The 18,544-nt window shown below is 51.5% G+C and carries 17 protein-coding genes and 2 rRNA genes; 6 read left to right on the plus strand and 13 right to left on the minus strand.

The genetic code is table 11. The features are described 5' to 3' along the window. Nucleotides 1–238: 238 nt before the first annotated feature. The 4 genes from BLR97_RS03740 to BLR97_RS03755 form a co-directional block, all read right to left on the minus strand. The gene (locus BLR97_RS03740; RefSeq protein WP_089702616.1) at nt 239–706 is read right to left on the minus strand and encodes a DUF2489 domain-containing protein; all 468 of its coding nucleotides are present in this window, start codon (nt 704–706) and stop codon (nt 239–241) included. A gap of 151 nt (nt 707–857) precedes the next feature. Continuing rightward, nucleotides 858–1,970: a COX15/CtaA family protein gene (locus BLR97_RS03745; protein WP_089702618.1), complete on the minus strand. Its 1,113-nt coding sequence runs from the start codon at nt 1,968–1,970 to the stop codon at nt 858–860. A gap of 36 nt (nt 1,971–2,006) precedes the next feature. Continuing rightward, nucleotides 2,007–2,519, minus strand: coding sequence for a hypothetical protein (locus BLR97_RS03750; RefSeq protein ID WP_089702620.1), 513 nt, complete (start codon nt 2,517–2,519; stop codon nt 2,007–2,009). Next, complete coding sequence (locus BLR97_RS03755) at nt 2,509–3,225, minus strand: SURF1 family protein (RefSeq protein WP_089702622.1); 717 nt, start codon at nt 3,223–3,225, stop codon at nt 2,509–2,511. The genes BLR97_RS03750 and BLR97_RS03755 overlap by 11 nt, the downstream gene beginning before the upstream one ends. Between BLR97_RS03755 and BLR97_RS03760 the strand changes: the two genes are divergently transcribed. After that, the gene (locus BLR97_RS03760) at nt 3,224–3,415 is read left to right on the plus strand and encodes a DUF2909 family protein (protein ID WP_089702624.1); all 192 of its coding nucleotides are present in this window, start codon (nt 3,224–3,226) and stop codon (nt 3,413–3,415) included. The two genes, BLR97_RS03755 and BLR97_RS03760, sit on opposite strands and share 2 nt — an antisense overlap. Nucleotides 3,416–3,419: 4 nt before the next feature. Here BLR97_RS03760 and BLR97_RS03765 read toward each other — a convergent pair whose 3' ends face one another. From BLR97_RS03765 to BLR97_RS03785, 5 genes are all read right to left on the minus strand, one after another. Continuing rightward, on the minus strand, nt 3,420–4,280 hold the full coding sequence (locus tag BLR97_RS03765) for a cytochrome c oxidase subunit 3 (protein ID WP_089702627.1): 861 nt from the start codon (nt 4,278–4,280) through the stop codon (nt 3,420–3,422). Between the two features lies 1 nt (nt 4,281). Next, on the minus strand, nt 4,282–4,866 hold the full coding sequence (locus tag BLR97_RS03770; RefSeq protein ID WP_089702628.1) for a cytochrome c oxidase assembly protein: 585 nt from the start codon (nt 4,864–4,866) through the stop codon (nt 4,282–4,284). 41 nt (nt 4,867–4,907) lie between these two features. Continuing rightward, nucleotides 4,908–6,542: a cytochrome c oxidase subunit I gene (gene ctaD / locus BLR97_RS03775; protein WP_089702629.1), complete on the minus strand. Its 1,635-nt coding sequence runs from the start codon at nt 6,540–6,542 to the stop codon at nt 4,908–4,910. A 45-nt stretch (nt 6,543–6,587) separates the two neighbouring features. Then, nucleotides 6,588–7,703, minus strand: coding sequence for a cytochrome c oxidase subunit II (coxB, locus tag BLR97_RS03780; RefSeq protein WP_089702631.1), 1,116 nt, complete (start codon nt 7,701–7,703; stop codon nt 6,588–6,590). A gap of 151 nt (nt 7,704–7,854) precedes the next feature. Further along, on the minus strand, nt 7,855–8,028 hold the full coding sequence (locus tag BLR97_RS03785; RefSeq protein ID WP_089702633.1) for a DUF2970 domain-containing protein: 174 nt from the start codon (nt 8,026–8,028) through the stop codon (nt 7,855–7,857). A 217-nt stretch (nt 8,029–8,245) separates the two neighbouring features. Between BLR97_RS03785 and BLR97_RS19535 the strand changes: the two genes are divergently transcribed. Next, the gene (locus tag BLR97_RS19535; protein WP_139172893.1) at nt 8,246–8,452 is read left to right on the plus strand and encodes a hypothetical protein; all 207 of its coding nucleotides are present in this window, start codon (nt 8,246–8,248) and stop codon (nt 8,450–8,452) included. A gap of 55 nt (nt 8,453–8,507) precedes the next feature. On the opposite strand, the gene hrpB is transcribed toward BLR97_RS19535, so the two are convergent. Together hrpB and BLR97_RS03795 are read right to left on the minus strand one after the other, a co-directional pair. Next, nucleotides 8,508–10,949, minus strand: a complete 2,442-nt coding sequence (gene hrpB, locus BLR97_RS03790; protein ID WP_089702635.1) for an ATP-dependent helicase HrpB — start codon at nt 10,947–10,949, stop codon at nt 8,508–8,510. Between the two features lie 6 nt (nt 10,950–10,955). Continuing rightward, nucleotides 10,956–11,615: a TetR family transcriptional regulator C-terminal domain-containing protein gene (locus BLR97_RS03795; protein ID WP_089702637.1), complete on the minus strand. Its 660-nt coding sequence runs from the start codon at nt 11,613–11,615 to the stop codon at nt 10,956–10,958. A gap of 200 nt (nt 11,616–11,815) precedes the next feature. Here BLR97_RS03795 and xdhA point away from each other — a divergent pair, with 200 nt between their 5' ends. From xdhA to guaD, 4 genes are read left to right on the plus strand one after another with little or no spacing between them, the layout of a single operon-like run. After that, nucleotides 11,816–13,273 carry a xanthine dehydrogenase small subunit gene (gene xdhA / locus BLR97_RS03800; protein WP_089702639.1) on the plus strand — a complete coding sequence of 486 codons (1,458 nt, stop codon included), beginning with the start codon at nt 11,816–11,818 and terminating at the stop codon, nt 13,271–13,273. Beyond that, nucleotides 13,257–15,680 carry a xanthine dehydrogenase molybdopterin binding subunit gene (xdhB, locus tag BLR97_RS03805; RefSeq protein WP_089702640.1) on the plus strand — a complete coding sequence of 808 codons (2,424 nt, stop codon included), beginning with the start codon at nt 13,257–13,259 and terminating at the stop codon, nt 15,678–15,680. The genes xdhA and xdhB overlap by 17 nt, the downstream gene beginning before the upstream one ends. Beyond that, entirely contained in the window at nt 15,677–16,552 is an 876-nt protein-coding gene (gene xdhC, locus BLR97_RS03810) for a xanthine dehydrogenase accessory protein XdhC (RefSeq protein ID WP_089702642.1), read from the plus strand. The genes xdhB and xdhC overlap by 4 nt, the downstream gene beginning before the upstream one ends. Before the next feature lies 1 nt (nt 16,553). After that, nucleotides 16,554–17,870 carry a guanine deaminase gene (gene guaD, locus BLR97_RS03815; protein WP_089702644.1) on the plus strand — a complete coding sequence of 439 codons (1,317 nt, stop codon included), beginning with the start codon at nt 16,554–16,556 and terminating at the stop codon, nt 17,868–17,870. A 216-nt stretch (nt 17,871–18,086) separates the two neighbouring features. Here the strand turns inward: guaD and rrf are convergent. Next, nucleotides 18,087–18,202 (minus strand): 5S ribosomal RNA (gene rrf, locus BLR97_RS03820). A gap of 133 nt (nt 18,203–18,335) precedes the next feature. Continuing rightward, nucleotides 18,336–18,544 (minus strand): 23S ribosomal RNA (locus BLR97_RS03825); the annotation flags it as partial.

Below are 18,544 nucleotides of genomic sequence, written 5' to 3' on the forward strand. Positions count from 1 at the left end.
TATCTAATGCTTCTTTTAAGCGAGAGCATCCATTTTTCGCCTGCTAAACATCGTCCAAGTTGGCCATTTTCGATGTTGAGCTGCCGCCCACAGTACCAAAACGGTGTTTGAAGGCAACTAGCCGATATATCAACTTGTTGCTGACACCGACTCCCCTCAGCATAGCAAAATTAGTGCAGAGAGCACTAAATACCAACGGCTACACTGACAAAACATGATTCGTCAATCTACTGACAGCTTAATGGAGGCCCTTTCCGCCTTGTTTACGCCACGTAATAACGGCCTGTGCAGCCGCTAGCACATCACTGCGCATTTGGTCTTCTGCCTCAAGCCGCTCACGATCTTCTTGCATACGTTCCCGTGGGGTTAATTGCTGCCTGGCTGAATGAGTTTTAAGATGTTTCGTGCGCTGGTAATGCTCAGTAAATGCTTGAAATTCGGGCTTTTCAGGCAAGCTGGGGTCAATAATTTCCAGCAGTACCTTGCAACGCCACGCCCCCTCAGTCACATCCACTTGTTCTTGCACCAAGGCCGCCGTCACCCAATCAAGATTTTCTAAACTATTTAATTGCGCGCGTTGATCTTCTTCAACGCGAAAGGCATCACGTCGCTTTACTTCTTGACGAAGACGATAGGCGTATCCGGCTAAGCCGACAATGACGATGATCGCAACGAATAAAAGTATCAACGCGGCAGTGGAACTCATGATGCTCCTTACTCAGACATGTAAATTTTTCTACCAGAATTGTACACGACATACGACTGAGACCCTACAACATCCATGCCGCCCAGGCTATTCATTCTTCAGACATTTCATGTATAGCTCAGTCACACCCGTAAAAATAGCATACCCCCTCCTAATCGCATCGCGTAGAGCGCTCGGTTTCGAGGTTGTTTGATCGAACAGGCGTATTTCGTGACAACGTCAAAAGTGGCCAATAGGACACTAACGAAGGAGAATAAATAGGGGTAGCTCTGCTTTCTAAAGGGCCATGGCGCCACCGCCACCAAGCAAGCAAGTAGCTCACGACAAGCGCCATTGCTCCCGCAGTGTGCAGTAGCGCCAACCATAGCGGTAGCCATAACAGGACGCTGGCGATGCCTAGCATTACCTGTAAACAGTAAATTTTTACCACACCGACCAGCCCCAAAGCCGCTTTATGATGACGGTGCCGCCACCACAAAATTACCAGTGCAATACCCAATAAGCCGCCCCAAAGGCGATGCACAAAGTGAATTGCGGTTCGCGCGTCAGCGTGTAATTGACCATGTAAATAATTAGGCCCAACTGTTTGGGTTAAGTGAAACCCTTCGCTCAGGTCTATCTCTGGCCACCATTGTGCATTACATGACGGAAAGCCATAGCAGGCCGTGCCTGCGTAATTGCTAGATACCCAGCCACCCAGCGCTAACTGGCCAAACAGCAATACAGCTACCAGCCACCAAAACGCAGATGCCCGACGTGGCGGCTTGCTTGGTCTAAATTCCACTAACCTCATACGGCAATACAGCCAAACAAATAGACAAAGTACACTCATGCCGCCCAGCAAATGCAAAGTAACGACCTGGGGCCATAATTTAAGCGTTACCGTCAATGCTCCAAATAGCCCTTGGGCGACCACCACAAATAATAACAAGACGCTAATGCCCCACGGATAGCGGTTTATGTTTCTTAATGGCCAGCCAAGCCAGACCAAGAGTACGGCAGTTGCCCCTAGCAGCGTGGCAATATAACGATGAAGCATTTCTAGCCATGCTTTTGAAGCCTCAAGCGGAAAACTGGGGTGGCTGACAGCCGCATCGTTAACCGTAGGTACAACCCACTGACCATAGCACCCCGGCCAATCGGGGCAGCCTAAGCCTGCGTCGGCTAAACGTGTCCAAGCGCCGAATAGCATTACGAAGGCGGTCAAGAGGATGCCTATACAAGAGAGACCCTTTATGACGGTAATACGCTGATGATTAACCATTTACCCTCTCCCCCCACAGCAAACATAGGCCCTGAATTACTTAGCGTTTACCTTAAATAGATGCTGTATGTCGTCGAGCATCTTTTCCGCTGAAACAGATGAAGAGAACGACAAGGCCGGCCGCCCTTGAGGATCAATAAGCCAGGCACCATTTGTCTGCCGCCAACTAGGCGATTCATGCCAACGCGTCAATTGCTCGCCAGGTAGCGTTTTGCCTTCCCCACCGATACGCAGTCGAATTAAGCGAATGGCATCACGCCCCAAAGCCCGGTGCATTCGCCACAGCACATCTTGCCGTTCAATACACTCCACCGAACAATCGAACACTAACGTCCAACGCGCATCGGTGGCCTCGGCTTCTGGCACCTCAGCGATTGGCCAGTGTTCTAATCGTGGAAGTTGTTGAGCGGGCGAGCCATTGGCAGTGCTTTGCTGAGGAACGCCTACACGCCACTCAACCATTCCCCACGCCGTGAGAATCGGAGCAGCGAAAATGATAAATAACAGCATTAATTTAAAGCGCTGGCGATTCACTGAATTAAGAACCATTATTCATCCCCTTATTGTTATGTGTACGACCTTGATACAGATAACGCCCGCCAAGCCACATTGTAATCAGCGCCGCGAGGGATAGGCCCCACCATTGAAACGCGTAGCCAAGGTGCCTACTTGCGGGCATCACATTCGCCTCCCACCAGGGCAAGAAGACACCATCACCGGTGTCGGCATGTACCCATCCTTGATAACGAAAGGCCGGTATCACCCCCTGCCAGGGAGCTAAGCTCATTCGCTGTAACCTTACGCCTTCTAGATTAGGACCAAACAGCAGCCCATCGTCGTTGGCCTCCTGCCATTCGCCCGTTAATGAAACCGGATGCGTTGGGGTGCTAACTTCTGGTGGTTCGCGACTTGTACCTGTTTCCACAAAACCTCGCTGAATCAACCACAAGTGGCCAAATTGGTCTTTTAACGGGGTTAAAACAGCAACCCCTAAACGCCCCTCGACAATACGGTTATCTAAAAAAAAAGTGCTTTCGGCGATATACTCACCATTGAGTGTCAATTCTGCACCTTGTGCAGGAAGCGTTTTAGGGTTAACCAACGCAGGCGCATTAGCACGTGCCATCGCAGCTGCTTGTTTGCTATCGGCTCGATCCCACTGCCATGCTCCTAAAAAACTGCCCAGCAAAATCACTCCAAGCCAAAAAACATACCAGCTGCAAAGACGCCAGCGACCTGAGGAGAACTTTTTCATGCTACTTAAGCTACTCATTATCATTATATTTATTGCCATGTTAGTCAGTTTATTGGCAGGCGCCGGTTACCTATTACGCGACGGTGCATCGTCCAAAAGACTACTCATATCGTTAAAATTTCGTATTGGCTTCGCCTGTTTGCTTTTAGTACTCATTACCTATGGCTTTTGGAGTGGCCAATTTACCTGATAGATCAAACAACATAGACAAAGATAAACAATCCTAACCAAACAACGTCGACAAAATGCCAATACCAGCAAGAGGCTTCAAAAGCAAAATGCTGCGAGTCTTCGAAATGACCACGCATAACACGTGCCAGCATGACGATAAGAATCAAAGTGCCGATAATGACGTGCACACCATGAAAACCTGTCAATATAAAAAATGTTGAGCCAAAGATGCCTGCTTCCAAGGTAATGCCATAGTGCTGATAAGCTTCATAGTATTCGACGCCTTGGATGAATATAAAGCAACAACCAAGTAAGACAGTTCCAGCCAACCAATTCCTGCACAATGAGCGATTGCCTGTTTTAAGTGCCTCATGCGAAATCGTCAACGTTATACTTGATGTCACTAATAACAATGTATTCACTAAGGGGAGTTGCCAGGGGCTGAAAACCTGTTCTGGGCTAGGCACTGAAGTGTCAGGGGGATTAAGTAACGGCCATTCCGCAATAAAATTTGGCCATAAAAGAGCAGAGACTCCCTTTGCCCCTTCTCCACCCAACCACGGTATGGCAAACATTCTGACGTAAAACAAAGCGCCAAAAAAAGCAGCAAAAAACATCACTTCCGAAAAAATGAACCACCCCATTCCCCAGCGGAAAGAACGATCCATTTGACTGTCATAAAGCCCTAGATGTGACTCACTTATCACATCACGAAACCAAAATGTCATCACCGCTATAATAGATAAAGCACCAATTACGATCAGCAACGTCGCGCTGCCATAAACCAGCTGCGCGCCCAACCCAGCCATCATCAAACCGATTGCCAAAGACCCCAAGATTGGCCAACGGCTTGTTGGAGGTACATAATAACCAGTGCTACTCATATCAAATCTCCTGGTTTTTGTTATTCATATTTTTAGCCACCGATGGCTTTTCATCGCTTTCTTTCAGCGGGTAGAGCGTATAGACCAAGGTGACCGTCGATATATCGTCAGGCAGAGTATTATCCAGTTGAAAAACAAGTGGAATAGTAAGTCTTTCGTTTGCCTGCAATTGCTGCTCTTGAAAACAAAAACAACTTACCTTTCGCAGGTGGGTTGTTGCTGCAGAGGGGCTAACGCTAGGAACTGCTCGGCCCCCACTAACAGACTGACTGCGGTTGGTAAATAAAAAATCAATTTCGGTCATTTGGCCAGGATGTACTTTTACTTGATGGCTCTCGACACTTAACTGCCAAGGGAGCCCGGCACTGGTACGTGTAATAAATTGAACGGTCACAAAGCGATCAGTGTTAACGTCTTCACCTATAGCACGTTTCGCGGTGGTCGCTACTTTTCCATTAATACCAGTGATATCACAAAAAACGTCATATAAAGGCACAAGCGCAAAAGCAAAGGCAAACATCCCCACTAAAGCGAAAACAGTCTTAGTAACCGTTTTCTTAACGCCATCAGCTTGGTCTGCATGCATATTCGCCTCCATTGCTTTCACTTAGCGCTCTGCCTATTTAACTATTTATCAGTGGACTGGAACACTGGCGGCGTCTCGAAGGTGTGCAAAGGAGCCGGACTGGGAACTGTCCACTCCAAATCGACTGCGCCCTCCCATGCTTTAGCCGGTGCTTTTTTCCCTCCTCTAACACACAAAACAATAACTAATACGAATAACAGTTGTGAGGCGCCAAAAAAGAAGGCTCCGATACTTGATACAAAATTAAAGTCTGCAAACTGAAGCGCATAGTCCGGTATTCGCCTAGGCATACCGGCCAATCCAGCAAAATGCATAGGGAAGAATGTCAAATTAACGCCAATCACCGAAAACCAAAAATGCCACTTCGCAAGTGTTTCATTAGGATAGTGCCCTGTCCACTTAGGCAACCAATAATAAACACCCGCCATGATAGCGAAGATGGCGCCAGGCACTAAGACATAATGAAAATGGGCCACAACAAAATACGTATCGTGATATTGGAAATCAGCAGGTGAAATTGCCAACATCAAACCTGAAAAACCACCAATCGTAAACAACACTACAAAAGCAAGTGCAAACAACATAGGGGACTCAAAACTAATTGAACCCCGAAAAAGAGTCGTCACCCAATTAAATATTTTAACCCCGGTAGGAACCGCGATCAGCATCGTTGAATACATAAAGAATAACTCAGCAACTAGCGGTAGTCCCACGACAAACATGTGGTGAGCCCATACCAAAAAAGACAGCAACGCAATGGCAGCAGTGGCATACACCATTGAGGCATAACCGAAGAGCGGTTTCCTTGCAAAGGTTGGAATAATTGCCGAAACAATACCAAAGGCAGGTAGAATCATTATATAAACTTCAGGGTGGCCGAAAAACCAAAAAAGATGTTGGAAAAGTACAGGGTCGCCACCGCCCCCGGCATCAAAAAAGCTAGTGCCAAAGTTAATATCCATCAGCATCATCGTAATCACACCCGCCAGAACAGGCATAACAGCGATGAGCAAGAAAGCGGTTATTAGCCATGTCCACACAAATAACGGCATATCCATTAAACGCATACCGGGTGCACGCATGTTAAGAATAGTCGCAATAATATTGATTGCCCCGAGAATGGAGCTAATGCCCGCAATATGCAGCGCTAAAATGAAGAAGGTCGTGGAGGATGGCGCATACGTCGTCGAAAGTGGCGCGTAAAACGTCCAACCGAAGTTAGGGCCACCACCCGGCATTAATAGTGTCGACAGTAACAATGTAAATGAAACAGGCAGCAACCAAAAACTGAAATTGTTCAAGCGGGGCAACGCCATATCCGGCGCACCAATCTGCAACGGTATCATCCAGTTGGCAAGGCCAGTGAAAGCCGGCATGACCGCGGCAAATACCATAATCAAACCGTGCATCGTGGTCATTTGATTAAAAAATTCTGGTTCGACCAACTGCAATCCAGGCTGAAACAGTTCGGCTCGAACGACCAGCGCAAAGATACCGCCAACAAAAAACATCGTTAACGAGAAGATTAAATAGAGCGTGCCAATCTCTTTATGATTGGTCGTTAAAACCCAGCGACGCCACCCAGTCGGATGCGCCGCATGCTGGGGAATGCCACCGGCAGTGGCAACCGTATCGCTGTGCTGCAAGGGCGACTGCTGAGGTATTTTGGGCGCCATATCCGTCTCCAAACTTATTATTGTCGGTCTTTACCTATACAGCTGTTAGGGTTCGACTTGATCTGCCACGCGCGCGGGCTGAACGATCTCTTCCGTCTCATTCCCCCAAGCGTTTTGTGTATAGGTAACAACCGCGGCAATTTCTACGGGATTAAGGGTATTTCGAAATGCCGGCATTGCTGCCCCAGAAACGCCATTAATCACTTTATCCAAGTGCCAGTCGAGGTCATTGATTAACTGCTGATTACCAGCAAGCGATGGAAAGGCTGGCGGAGAGCCCTGCCCTTCAGGTTGGTGGCATGAAGCGCAAATCGACTGATAGACAGATTCCCCTCTAGCCATTAATTCATCCATCTCCCACTCACGCCCGACACCTTGAGCTTCTTGTTCGGCTACTTTTTTACGTTCTGCGAGCCAATCGTCGAAAGCGTTTTCCTCCATCGCCTGAACCACCACGGGCATAAAACCGTGGTCAAGGCCACAAAGCTCGGCACACTGGCCACGGTAAATCCCCGGCTCATTTATTTTGACCCAATTTTCGTTGATAAAGCCGGGAATAGTATCTTGCTTGACGGCGAGATCCGGCACCCACCAGGAATGAATAACGTCGTCAGATGTCATTAAAAAACGAATTTTGCGGTTAATCGGCAGCACGAGCGGCTCATCCACTTCTAAGAGATAATGTTCACCTCGATCCTCCTCTCCACCGATTTGGCTACGTGGTGTGCTGAGGTTGGAGTTAAATGCCACGTTCTCTCCCAGATACTCATAACGCCAACGCCACTGCTGACCGGTTATCATTACATCCAATTCGGCGTCCGACGCGTCGTACATGTTTTTCAACGTCGCGGTGGCGGGAATCGCCATACCGACCAGAATAAGAACAGGAATCACCGTCCAGAGTATTTCGATCTTGGTGTTTTCGTGAAAGTGAGCTGCTTTTGCGCCTCGTGACTGTCGATAGCGAAAAAGCGAATAAAACATGGCCCCAAAGACCAGCACCCCAATGACGACACATATCCAAAAAATGGTCATGTGAAGGCCGTGAATCTCACGGCTCACATTGGTTACCCCAATGGGCATATTCCACGATTGGGCAAAGCAGGCGGCGCTGCTCAGCAAGCCTGCACCAAACACTAATGGTCTCTGCCATAAGCGCATTGAAGCCCCCTTTTATTTTTTGTTATGGGTTAGTGCTACACCCCTAGATAAACGTATGAATCAGAAAAATACCGATAAAACGCTATAAAATTCAGTATAGAAAATACTTGGCAATGTTCACGTGAATTGAGAAAAATAAAAACTGCCTCGTTTAGCCTGAGACGTACGAAGCGAGCCCCCAAAGCATCAGAACGAACAGTAAAGTGATGATAATAAACGTAATAATAAAAGCCGCTGGATGCTTAGAGCTGAAATCTTCACGTCGCTGACGGTCACTTTGGACCCCAACAAGCGCTGCAAGCACCGACTTAACCACCGACCACATACACACCTCCAGCACAACGCCACCATCAACGTCCCCGCCCAACTTGGTTCAGGCTTATTAACAAAAGTAGCTCACTTTGAGCATCCCACCGACCACCTCTTTCAACGCTTTGAAATCACTCGTCAGCGTAAAACCTGCATCGCAATTTACGCATTGCGCGATTGGCTTCTATAATTGACTAATACTGCTAGGTTTCAAATTTCACGGGATACTGCTAGTGAACAAACGACTGTTGAAACGATTACCTCTGACCGTTATTACCTGCCTAGGAATGCTGTTGCTTGCCGGCTGTACGACCTACACCTGGGAGGATGGCTCAAGGGAGACCGTGTTTGGCGTACCCCCTGAGGATGAAACGCTAACTGAGGAGGAACGACGCGCCCAAGGTGTCCGTTATCGGAAACCTGGCGAGATACCTGAGTAAATGAACCTAGAGGAAACCCAGGTAAATGCGCTAAGTGCTTACTGGGGCGCTTCGTCTACCTGTGACGTTTGGTTGTCGAAGTGGCAGTGGCGGAAAGAGGGTCTTCTGGCCAAGGGTGCTTCGGGTAGCGACCGCGCATTTCTTTGCGCACGTCAGCATAACCATTCAGCCAGAAACTACGCAGGTCTTGCGTAACTTGAAGTGGACGCTTAGCCGGTGAGAGAAGATGAATCATGACCGCGACGCGCTGGTCGGCAATGCGGGGAGTCTCCTGCCAACCAAATGCCTCCTGAAGCTTTAGCGCTAAAATAGGCGGCCGGCCCTCTATACACGGGAGATAATCAAGCGCTGCCTGCTTGCCGCTGGGTACCGGCAATGCGTTAGGTGTCAGGCGTTCAAACAACACCTGCTCATCCCAGCTCAAGGAGCCTAGCAAATAGGTGTGAAAAGGCATTTTTTCAAGTTGACTAAGACGTGAAATACCCACTAGGTAAGGTGCTAACCAAACCTCTAGCGTGCTCATTAGCGCAGAGTTCGACCAATCTGGCCACTGGCCTTCAAACGCATCTTCTAGCAAGGCCATTCGCCCCTGAAGCTGCTGGACTTCTGGGGTTAGAACCACTTCTGGCCGCTGCCTAAGGGCATTAAGTAACGCTTGCGTAATGGCGTCTGCGGGTAGCTCATTGAGCGGTCGTTTAGCAATCACCAACGAACCGTGACGCTGCTCTTCCTCCCCAATCAACTGGCCTTGAGCCTCTGACCAACGAACATGGGTTACCCAGTGTTGAGTATCAGGATATAGGCTTATCAGCGTCGCGAGTTCAAGGGGTTCAGCAACGTAAATAGCGGCTTCACTGGCTACACCCTCTACGTTAGCGGCGACAAGATAGGCCTCGTTTGCAAGAGGATGCGTGCGTGCTAGCGTGGCCGTCTTACCATTGGCAAGCTTAAACCGCCCGGGGCTGATCAACTGACCTACTCGATCTGGATAGGCCAACGCTAGCAACGCACCTAACGCCTCATAGCCTAGGTTGCGAGGCAGCACTGTGTTGGCAATACTCGCCAGCCGTTTAGCATCGCGATACCAATGGGGAAAATGTGCTGGCTGTCGAAGGCGCTGGATTAACGCATCGCGTAGCGAGCCGGTAATCCGATCTCGGCTCTCAAGCAAGGCGGCTAATGCGCAGGCCAGAGCCACAGCGCCCTGCTCTTCAGACCTCGCCAACATCACCGCCAGGCGTGGCTCAACAGGCCAGCGGACGCACTGGATCCCTAACGCGGTGAGCATGCCCGATGAGTCGATGATGCCAAGCTTCTGAAGCAGCGCCTGGGCACTTTGCCAGGCGCCACTTGGCGGCGGGGTCAACCAGGTTAGCGCACTAGGTGACTGCACGCCCCAAATCGCCAATTCGAGCACTAGCTTCGCCAAATCAGCCTGCTGTATTTCCGGCTCGCCATGAGCGACTAATGGCTGCTCCTGAGACCATAATCGAAAGCAATAGCCCGGGCTCTGCCGCCCTGCACGCCCGCGCCGCTGATCGGCGCTGGCCCGGTTAACCCGACGCGTGGTTAATCGGGTAAGCCCCGTACGCGGTTGAAACAACGGCACCCGCTCTAAGCCTCCATCGACCACGACATTAACGCCATCGACGGTAACGCTGGATTCCGCGATAGCCGTGGAAACAATAACGCGTTGACGCTCAGAATTTTGCTTTAGTGTGGCCTGCTGCGCCTCAATGGCCATATTGCCGTGCAACGTTCGTATATCAATACCGAGAGAACTGTTTTGCAGGGCCTGCTCCAGCCGATTGATCTCAGCCACACCGGGAAGAATAACCAGAACATCTTGAGCCTGAGGCATGCTGATGGCTTCTTGGACGGCGCGGCTGGCAGCCGTTTCCAATGTTTCTTGACCAAGTAGCGGACGATAAAAGGTGTCGACAGGAAATTGCCGACCCGTACTTTCGATAACCGGCGTGTCTTGCCCTAATACTTTTTGCAAAGCGGGTACATCAATAGTGGCGGACATGACGATCAAACGTAAATCGTCGCGGATGCTTTGCTGCACATCCAAAGCAAACGCTAGGCCAACGTCAGCTTCAATGCTTCGCTCATGAAACTCATCGAAGATAATTCCGCTGATGCCGTCTAATAACGGATCCTCTTGCAACATGCGAGTGAGTACGCCCTGGGTGACGACTTCCAGTCGCGTCTTAGCGCTTACCCGACTATCACCCCGCATTCGATATCCTACGGTTTGACCCACCGCTTCGTTCAACTGCTGAGCCATATAGCTGGCCGCTAAGCGAGCAGCCACCCGACGTGGTTCCAACAACAATAACTTTTTCCCTTGCGCCCACTGACTTGCTAAAAGCGTCAGCGGAACACGCGTGGTCTTACCGGCCCCGGGCTGAGCCACCAAAATTAAGCGGTTATGAGCGTCTAACGAGACTTGCAGAGAGGCTAAATGCTCCTCTATCGGTAGCGTTGTTGGCATACGCAATTACTTAACCGCTAAATGAGTGGCATCTGATTGCTGGACACCGCAACCCTTTAAGATAACGTGCTCCAGGAATTGAGTAATCGACTGCAGATCCGCTTCATTCAGCGCATCTCTACCGAGAATGCCAGAAACCTGGGCACTATAGTCAGTGTAATGCTGAGTAGCGGACCAAATCAGAAAAATGAGCAAGTGTGGATCAACAGCGTCCATTTTTCCCTGCTCGGCCCATTGGCGAATAATCGCCGCTCGGGAAGCGACCCAATCTCTTAGTTCCCCTGCTAAATAGTCATTAAGGAAGGGGGCGCCAGCTAAAATCTCAGCGGCAAACAGTTTTGAACCTTCTGGGTAACGCTGACCAAGCATCATTTTAGTGCGTATAAAGTCGCTGAGCACACGCCCTGGATCACTGTCGGGGGTTATATCTTCGAGCACCGCGTTCCAACGACTCATCATTCTATTAAGAAGCCGAACATAAAGCGCTTGCTTAGTGCCCATGTAATACAGAATATTCGCTTTAGGCAGCCCGGCTTGGTCGGCAATGGCCTGAAGACTGGCACCACGGTAGCCATGCTGCGAAAACACCTGTTCAGCCGCACTCAATATCGTCCGTTCAATGCGATCTCGGCTGGCATTATCCTGGATAGCTGTTTCAGCTGTCATTCGTTGGATTCCTTCAAAAGGTGCTGAATAGGACAACATCAAAGATCCTGATCATGCCGATCAAACGCCCCATAAGAGCTCATCTTTCATTTAAACGCACCATATGAGCGCAGCACGCAAAGTCTTGCAAGGCGCGTCATTTTGTCCCAAGCTCAAGCTATATTGACCGATCGGTCAAATCAATTACAACGGAGTTTGGCATGGCGACGATTGAGTTTTTGCTCAACGGCACCCCCAAGCAGTGCGACGTGTCACCCGACACCAGCATTTTAACGCTATTACGCGAGCATTTGGGGGTAACGGGAACCAAAGAAGGCTGCGCCTCTGGCGACTGTGGTGCTTGTACGGTCGCAATTAGCAACCCAAGCGATGCCCAACCGCACTTCGAGAGCGCAAATGCCTGTATTACGCCGGCGCATCAACTTCAACGTCAGCATTTGGTGACCATCGAAGGCTTGGCATCGGGCGCTCAGCTTCATCCAGCACAACAGGCGATGATTGACGCCCATGGCAGCCAGTGTGGTTTTTGCACCCCAGGCATCGTAATGTCTTTGTTTACACTACATACCGAGCAACAAAAATGCCCAACGCCACTCACCCCAGAGCGACTGGAAGCCTCTTTGGGCGGAAACCTTTGCCGATGCACTGGTTATCGCCCCATACGAGACGCGGCTTTGAACATGCTACAAACACCATGGGAATCGCCCCAGTGGCTTGATGCCGCGTTGCCAGACACTGCCTCGCCGGCAAACGCCCATGAAATTGCACCTAACGAAGCGTTTTTTGCCCAACCCACTACGCTGACTGCGTTGACCAAAGCTCGGCGATGCTATCCTAACGCCCGGCTTGTCGCGGGTGCGACAGATTTATGGCTGGAAAACACCCAGCGCTTGGCCGTACTTGATCAGCTTATCGATGTTTCCCACGTGGATGAACTGCACCACATTGAAGAAGACTCCCTTCATGGACAATCTGGCTGGTGGGTAGGTGCAGGCGTAACGTACACCCAGCTTGAGCCCCTGCTGAACTCCCATTTCCCGGCCTTCGCGCACTTACTGCATCGCTTGGGTTCCCAGCAAGTACGTAACAGAGGCACACTGGGCGGCAATATTGCCAACGCTTCTCCCATCGGCGATACCCCCCCTGTATTGTTGGCCCTTAATGCGTGGCTAGAATTGGCCAATCATGACGGCACACGCCAAGTACCATTGGACACATTCTTTACAGATTACAAACGAACCCTTCTGGCAGCAGATGAGGTCATTAGCAGAATCTTCATTCCCAAGATGGACAGTACGGCTTCGCTTCGCGTCTGGAAGCTTTCTAAGCGCCGCGAAGACGACATCTCTGCAGTATTGGGTGCCTTCTGCTACCGCCTTGAAGAAGGCGTCTTGCATGACGTGCGTATTGCGTTTGGGGGGATGGCCGCAACGCCTAAGCGCGCGTTAAAAACCGAGGCAGCGCTAGAAGGTCAACCGCTAACAAAAGCCAGCTTTCAATCTGCGCAGCAGGTACTTTCTGATGAATTTCAGCCCATGGACGATGTGCGGGGCAGCCAGCATTATCGTCATCAAGCAGCCTTAAATTTGCTTGAACGCCTCTACCTAACGCTTTCTGCGCCCAATCAGGAGGTGATGCTCCATGCGTACGCTCACTAAGCTCGATGGTGACAGCAGCCGGGCCCGGCGCGAGTTGCACGATCGTGTTGAAGGCTCAGGCCCACTGGCCCGCCACACTGTTGACAGCCAGAGCCAACGTCAAGCTGGCAGCGCTAGCTTCCATGAAAGCGCCGAAAAACACGTCACCGGCAAAGCCGCTTACGTTGATGATGTTAAAACCCCAGCAGATGCTCTTCACGTGGCGCTTGGTTTATCGCCCGTTGCCCATGGCGTTTTAACCAGCCTTGGCCTTGATGCGGTAAGGCAGGCAGCTGGCGTCATTGATGTGATTACGTTTCACGATGTACCAGGACATACCGATATAGGCCCGGTTTTTCCGGGTGACCCAATTTTTGTTGACCAGGAAATTAGTTACGCTGGCCAATGTTTGTTTGCCGTTGCTGCGACATCATTAGAAGCGGCGCGACGTGCCGTTAAGTTGGCGAATGTCGAGATTAACGAACAGCACGCTAGCCTAGATCCAGTAGCCGCCACTCAGCGCGAAGAGTTTGTTCGGCCCACACACATACAAGAACGTGGTGACTGGCAGCAAACCCTACGTCAAGCAGACAACGTATTAGAAAATGAGCTCTTTATCGGCGGGCAAGAGCACTTCTATCTTGAAGGCCAGGCATGCGTTGTATTGCCCACCGAAGACGAAGGCGTGATTGTCCATACGTCCAACCAGCACCCCAGCGAAACCCAAAAGCTCGTCGCTGAAGTATTGGGCATTCCTTTCCATGCGGTAACGGTAGAAGTACGTCGTATGGGGGGTGGGTTTGGCGGAAAAGAAACCCAAGCGTCTCCCTGGGCCTGTATTGCCGCAATTATTGCTCGTCGAACCGGCAAAGCCATTCGCTTGCGACTGCCCCGTAGCGACGATATGCGTGCCACTGGCAAACGACACCCCTTCCACAACCGCTATCAACTAGCAATCGATAGACAGGGCATCATCCAAGGCGGCGAGATCACGGTTATCGGCGACTGCGGCTACTCTCCTGACCTTTCCGATGCCATTGTCGACCGTGCCATGTTTCATGCCGATAACGCCTACTCCCTTGGTAACGCGAGGGTGACGGGGCATCGTGCCAAAACCCACACTGCCTCTAACACGGCGTTTCGCGGTTTTGGCGGCCCTCAGGGCATGATGATTATCGAAGCCGCGATGGATGACATTGCCCGTCGCGTCGGGGAAGACCCGCTCACGATACGTAAGCGAAACTTTTACCGCGAAGGGCATGACGTAACGCATTACGGCCAGCAAGTCGACCAGATAAAGCTGCTTCATACCCTGGTGGAAACACTCGAAAGCAGCAGCGAGTACTGGACCCGCCGCCGCGCTATCACGACATTCAATGAAGCAAGCCCGATTATCAAAAAAGGGCTCGCTCTAACACCGGTTAAATTCGGCATTTCGTTTACCGCTCAGCATCTGAACCAGGCCGGCGCACTGCTTCACGTGTACACCGATGGCAGCATAATGATCAATCACGGCGGCACGGAAATGGGCCAGGGGCTGCACACCAAGATCTGCCAAGTGGTCGCCCGTGAGCTAGGGCTGGACCTGGACAGCGTGCGCATCAGCGCAACGCGCACCGATAAAGTGCCCAATACGTCACCCACTGCCGCCTCAAGCGGTGCTGACCTGAACGGCATGGCGGCCCGCGATGCTGCCAGCAAACTACGCGAGCGGCTGTTCGACTTTGCCGCTGCGCATTTCGAGGACGGGCTCGACCGTGAAGGCATGCGCCTTGAAGACGGCATGCTCATCGCGGGCCGCGGTGAGAGTGAACGACGCATTCCCTGGGGAGAGCTCGTCCAGACCGCCTACCTCAACCGTATTTCACTGTCCGAAAAAGGCTTCTATGCCACACCGCTGATTTATTACAACCGTGCCAGCGGCCAGGGGCGTCCTTTCTATTACTATGCCTTTGGCGCCGCCGTTAGCGAAGTCAGCGTGGATACGCTGAGCGGTGAGTATCAGGTGGATCGCGTGGATATCCTTCATGATGTCGGGGATTCGCTCAACCCGGCCATCGACATGGGGCAAGTGGAGGGCGGCTTTATACAGGGCATGGGCTGGCTGACCAGCGAAGAGCTCAAGTGGAACGATAAAGGCATCCTGATCAGCGATGGACCGGCGACCTACAAGATCCCCACTTTCGGTGACCTCCCCCCGATTTTTAACGTCAGCCTGCTGGAAGGACATCCCAACTCCATGGCGAGCCTCTACCGCTCGAAGGCCGTCGGCGAACCGCCTTTCATGCTCTGTATCAGCGTATGGTCCGCACTGCGTGATGCGCTTTCAAGTCTTACCGATTACGCCACCTCCCCCCACTTAGACACACCGGCCACGCCTGAGCGGGTCATGTTGGCGGCTAACGCCATTAGGGAGAAAGCGCTTTGAGTCCGAGCCAACCCTCTGAAACCTGGCATGCGGCGCTGCACCGATTACAGCGCGACGGCATACCCCATGTATTAGCCACTCAGGTGACCAGCGCAGGCTCAACACCCCGCGAGCCTGGTGCTCGCATGGTGATCACCGAAGACGCTATCTTCGATACGCTAGGGGGCGGTACCTTTGAATGGCAAACCATTACCGTCGCACGTGCTTGTTTGGCAGAACAACGCTATGGCCTCAGCTTAGAAGCCTTCTCTCTAGGTGGGCGCAGCGGCCAGTGCTGCGGCGGGTTCGTTAATATCCTCTTGGAAGCCTTTCCCGGCGCCACCGCTCACGTGGCTATCTTTGGTGCAGGCCACGTCGGCCAAGAGATCGTAAAGCTAAGCGCACCGCTTCCCTGGCAGTTGCATTGGTACGATAGCCGTAGCGATGCTTTTGCCGAACAGTATCAGCAGCAGCCGCGACTTCACTGTTATTTACTTCAAAATGCACAGCAAAGTGTCGCCGCCTTGCCGTCAGATACTCATGCGCTGGTGTTGACACACAACCATGACGAAGACTATACGCTGATCAAAGCGCTGATTGAGCACGATGACGTGGCCTCGATTGGACTGATTGGTTCTGACAGCAAATGGGCAAGCTTTCAGGGTCGACTTGAGCGAGACGGATATACCGCTGATCAAATCCAGTGTGTGCGAAGCCCCATTGGGCGCATCCACGCCACTAAGCTCAATAATAAAACGCCCTATGCGATTGCGCTAACGGTGGTGGCTGAACTGCTTTGGCTAACAGACACGCCCTCTTCTCAAGAAAACCGCGGGCTTGACTCCCAGGCGCTGCGAACGCTAATGACCGACTCCCCGACGACCACGAGTTAATATGAATTCCTCTACCGATACGTTTATTCGTGCCGAACTGATTAGTTTTGCCCGCGACCCTGGCGATGGCAATACGCCCGAACCGGGCAGCTTAGAGCATTACGGCGACGGGCTGCTCTGGTTGAAAGGCCAACACATTCATGCCGTCGGCCATTTCGCTGAACTCTCTCCTTCGCTACCCAAGGGCGTAGAGATTATCGATTATCGCGGCAAGCTGATTATGCCGGGGTTTATCGATACCCATGTGCATTATGTCCAGTTGGATATTATGGCTTCTTATGGCCGCCAACTGCTTGACTGGCTAAACGACTATACGTTTCCCGAAGAGTGTCGCTTTGCTAATCATGCCCATGCAGAAGCGCTGTCTAATGCTTTTTTAGATGAAATGCTACGTGCCGGCACAACCACTGCCCAGGTTTTTGGTTCGAGCCACCCTGTCTCCGTGGATGCCTTTTTTTCCGTTTGCCAAAAACGTCAGCTGCGTATGCTGGCAGGCAAAGTGCTTATGGACCGCAACGCGCCGGATGCGCTTCTGGATGGCACCTCGGGCATCGCGGATACAGAGCGGCTAATAGAAGATTGGCACGGCAAACAACGTCTTGGTTACAGTCTGACGCCGCGTTTTGCACCGACGTCTACGAAAGCACAGTTGGATGCCACTGGAGCGCTGCTGCGTAACGACCCAAGTCTTTGGCTACAAACGCATTTAGCCGAAAATAGTGGAGAGCTTGATTGGGTAGCAGAGCTATTCCCCGGCAGCCAAGATTATTTATCAGTCTACGAGAAGGCAGGCTTAGTCGGTTCACGCAGCACTTTCGCCCACGGTATCCATCTGGATAACGGTATGCGTAAGCGGTTAGCGGAGCGTGGTGCCAATATCGCCTTTTGCCCTAGCTCTAACCTGTTTCTTGGCAGCGGGCTTTTTGATCGGGAAGCCGCTAATGAAACCGGCATGGCGTTCACCTATGCCAGCGATATCGGGGCGGGCACTGATCTATCCGGATTTGATACGTTAAAAAGCGCTTATCAAGTTGGCCAGCTGCGGGGACAGCCGCTGACTGCTTGGCAAGGCTTTTACGGACTCACCTACGGCAATGCCAAAGCACTCTCGCTGGATAGCCACATCGGTCAGTTAGCGCCTAGCCTCGAGGCTGACTTTGTGGTGATCGACCCCCAGGCAACGTCGCTGCTTTCTAGACGCATTAATCACTGCACAACTCTCGGCGAGCGACTGTTTGCGTTAATGATGCTAGCTGACGATCGCGCCATTTATGAAACCTGGTCAGGCGGGCAGTGCCAGCACCGTAGAGACAGTTAATCGTAAATTTTCAAGCCGTCCGATAGGCGGCTCTTTTTACTTATATTTTTCTTCCACGCAAACAAAAAACCCAGCCGATTGGCTGGGTTTTCTGCGGTATAGGTGCCTGACAATGACCCGGCCGGCGTCCCGGGACTCTCCATGGGGAGGCCCCTGGCTTTCTTCTGCGCAAATAAAATACCCCAGCTTCTTTCGAAGCTGGGGTACGGTATAAGTGCCTGACGATGACCTACTCTCGCATGGGGAGACCCCACACTACCATCGGCGCTAAGCGGTTTCACTGCTGAGTTCGGCAAGGGATCAGGTGGTTCACGCTCGCTATGGTCGTCAGGCGTAACTGTAAATGCATACCATGCTGTGTTTTGTGTGCGTCTCTTACCAAGCCCTGTGTCTTAAACAGTCGGCTCAGTGCGCGTATCCGGTTCTTTCATCGTTACCACTGCGACCAGACCCCTTGGGTGTTATAGGGTCAAGCCTCACGGGCCATTAGTACACGTTAGCTCAACGCCTTGCAGCGCTTCCACACCGTGCCTATCAACCAGCTGGTCTCGCTGGGCCCTTCAGGAGGCTCTAGGCCTCAGGGATGTCTCATCTTGAAGGGGGCTTCCCGCTTAGATGCTTTCAGCGGTTATCCCGTCCGCACATAGCTACCCGGCAATGCCACTGGCGTGACA

Source organism: Vreelandella arcis (assembly GCF_900103865.1).
Lineage (GTDB): Bacteria > Pseudomonadota > Gammaproteobacteria > Pseudomonadales > Halomonadaceae > Vreelandella > Vreelandella arcis.

What these genes read in the sequence shown, in the direction of transcription:
- BLR97_RS03745 (WP_089702618.1), bottom strand. Translation starts at nt 1,970, where the DNA reads ATGGTTAATCATCAGCGTATTACCGTCATAAAGGGTCTCTCTTGTATA.
- ctaD (WP_089702629.1), bottom strand. Translation starts at nt 6,542, where the DNA reads ATGGCGCCCAAAATACCTCAGCAGTCGCCCTTGCAGCACAGCGATACG.
- BLR97_RS03795 (WP_089702637.1), bottom strand. Translation starts at nt 11,615, where the DNA reads ATGACAGCTGAAACAGCTATCCAGGATAATGCCAGCCGAGATCGCATT.
- hrpB (WP_089702635.1), bottom strand. Translation starts at nt 10,949, where the DNA reads ATGCCAACAACGCTACCGATAGAGGAGCATTTAGCCTCTCTGCAAGTC.
- xdhA (WP_089702639.1), top strand. Translation starts at nt 11,816, where the DNA reads ATGGCGACGATTGAGTTTTTGCTCAACGGCACCCCCAAGCAGTGCGAC.
- BLR97_RS03760 (WP_089702624.1), top strand. Translation starts at nt 3,224, where the DNA reads ATGCTACTTAAGCTACTCATTATCATTATATTTATTGCCATGTTAGTC.
- xdhB (WP_089702640.1), top strand. Translation starts at nt 13,257, where the DNA reads ATGCGTACGCTCACTAAGCTCGATGGTGACAGCAGCCGGGCCCGGCGC.
- BLR97_RS03785 (WP_089702633.1), bottom strand. Translation starts at nt 8,028, where the DNA reads ATGTGGTCGGTGGTTAAGTCGGTGCTTGCAGCGCTTGTTGGGGTCCAA.
- BLR97_RS03765 (WP_089702627.1), bottom strand. Translation starts at nt 4,280, where the DNA reads ATGAGTAGCACTGGTTATTATGTACCTCCAACAAGCCGTTGGCCAATC.
- BLR97_RS03755 (WP_089702622.1), bottom strand. Translation starts at nt 3,225, where the DNA reads ATGAAAAAGTTCTCCTCAGGTCGCTGGCGTCTTTGCAGCTGGTATGTT.
- BLR97_RS03750 (WP_089702620.1), bottom strand. Translation starts at nt 2,519, where the DNA reads ATGGTTCTTAATTCAGTGAATCGCCAGCGCTTTAAATTAATGCTGTTA.
- BLR97_RS03740 (WP_089702616.1), bottom strand. Translation starts at nt 706, where the DNA reads ATGAGTTCCACTGCCGCGTTGATACTTTTATTCGTTGCGATCATCGTC.
- BLR97_RS03770 (WP_089702628.1), bottom strand. Translation starts at nt 4,866, where the DNA reads ATGCATGCAGACCAAGCTGATGGCGTTAAGAAAACGGTTACTAAGACT.
- coxB (WP_089702631.1), bottom strand. Translation starts at nt 7,703, where the DNA reads ATGCGCTTATGGCAGAGACCATTAGTGTTTGGTGCAGGCTTGCTGAGC.
- guaD (WP_089702644.1), top strand. Translation starts at nt 16,554, where the DNA reads ATGAATTCCTCTACCGATACGTTTATTCGTGCCGAACTGATTAGTTTT.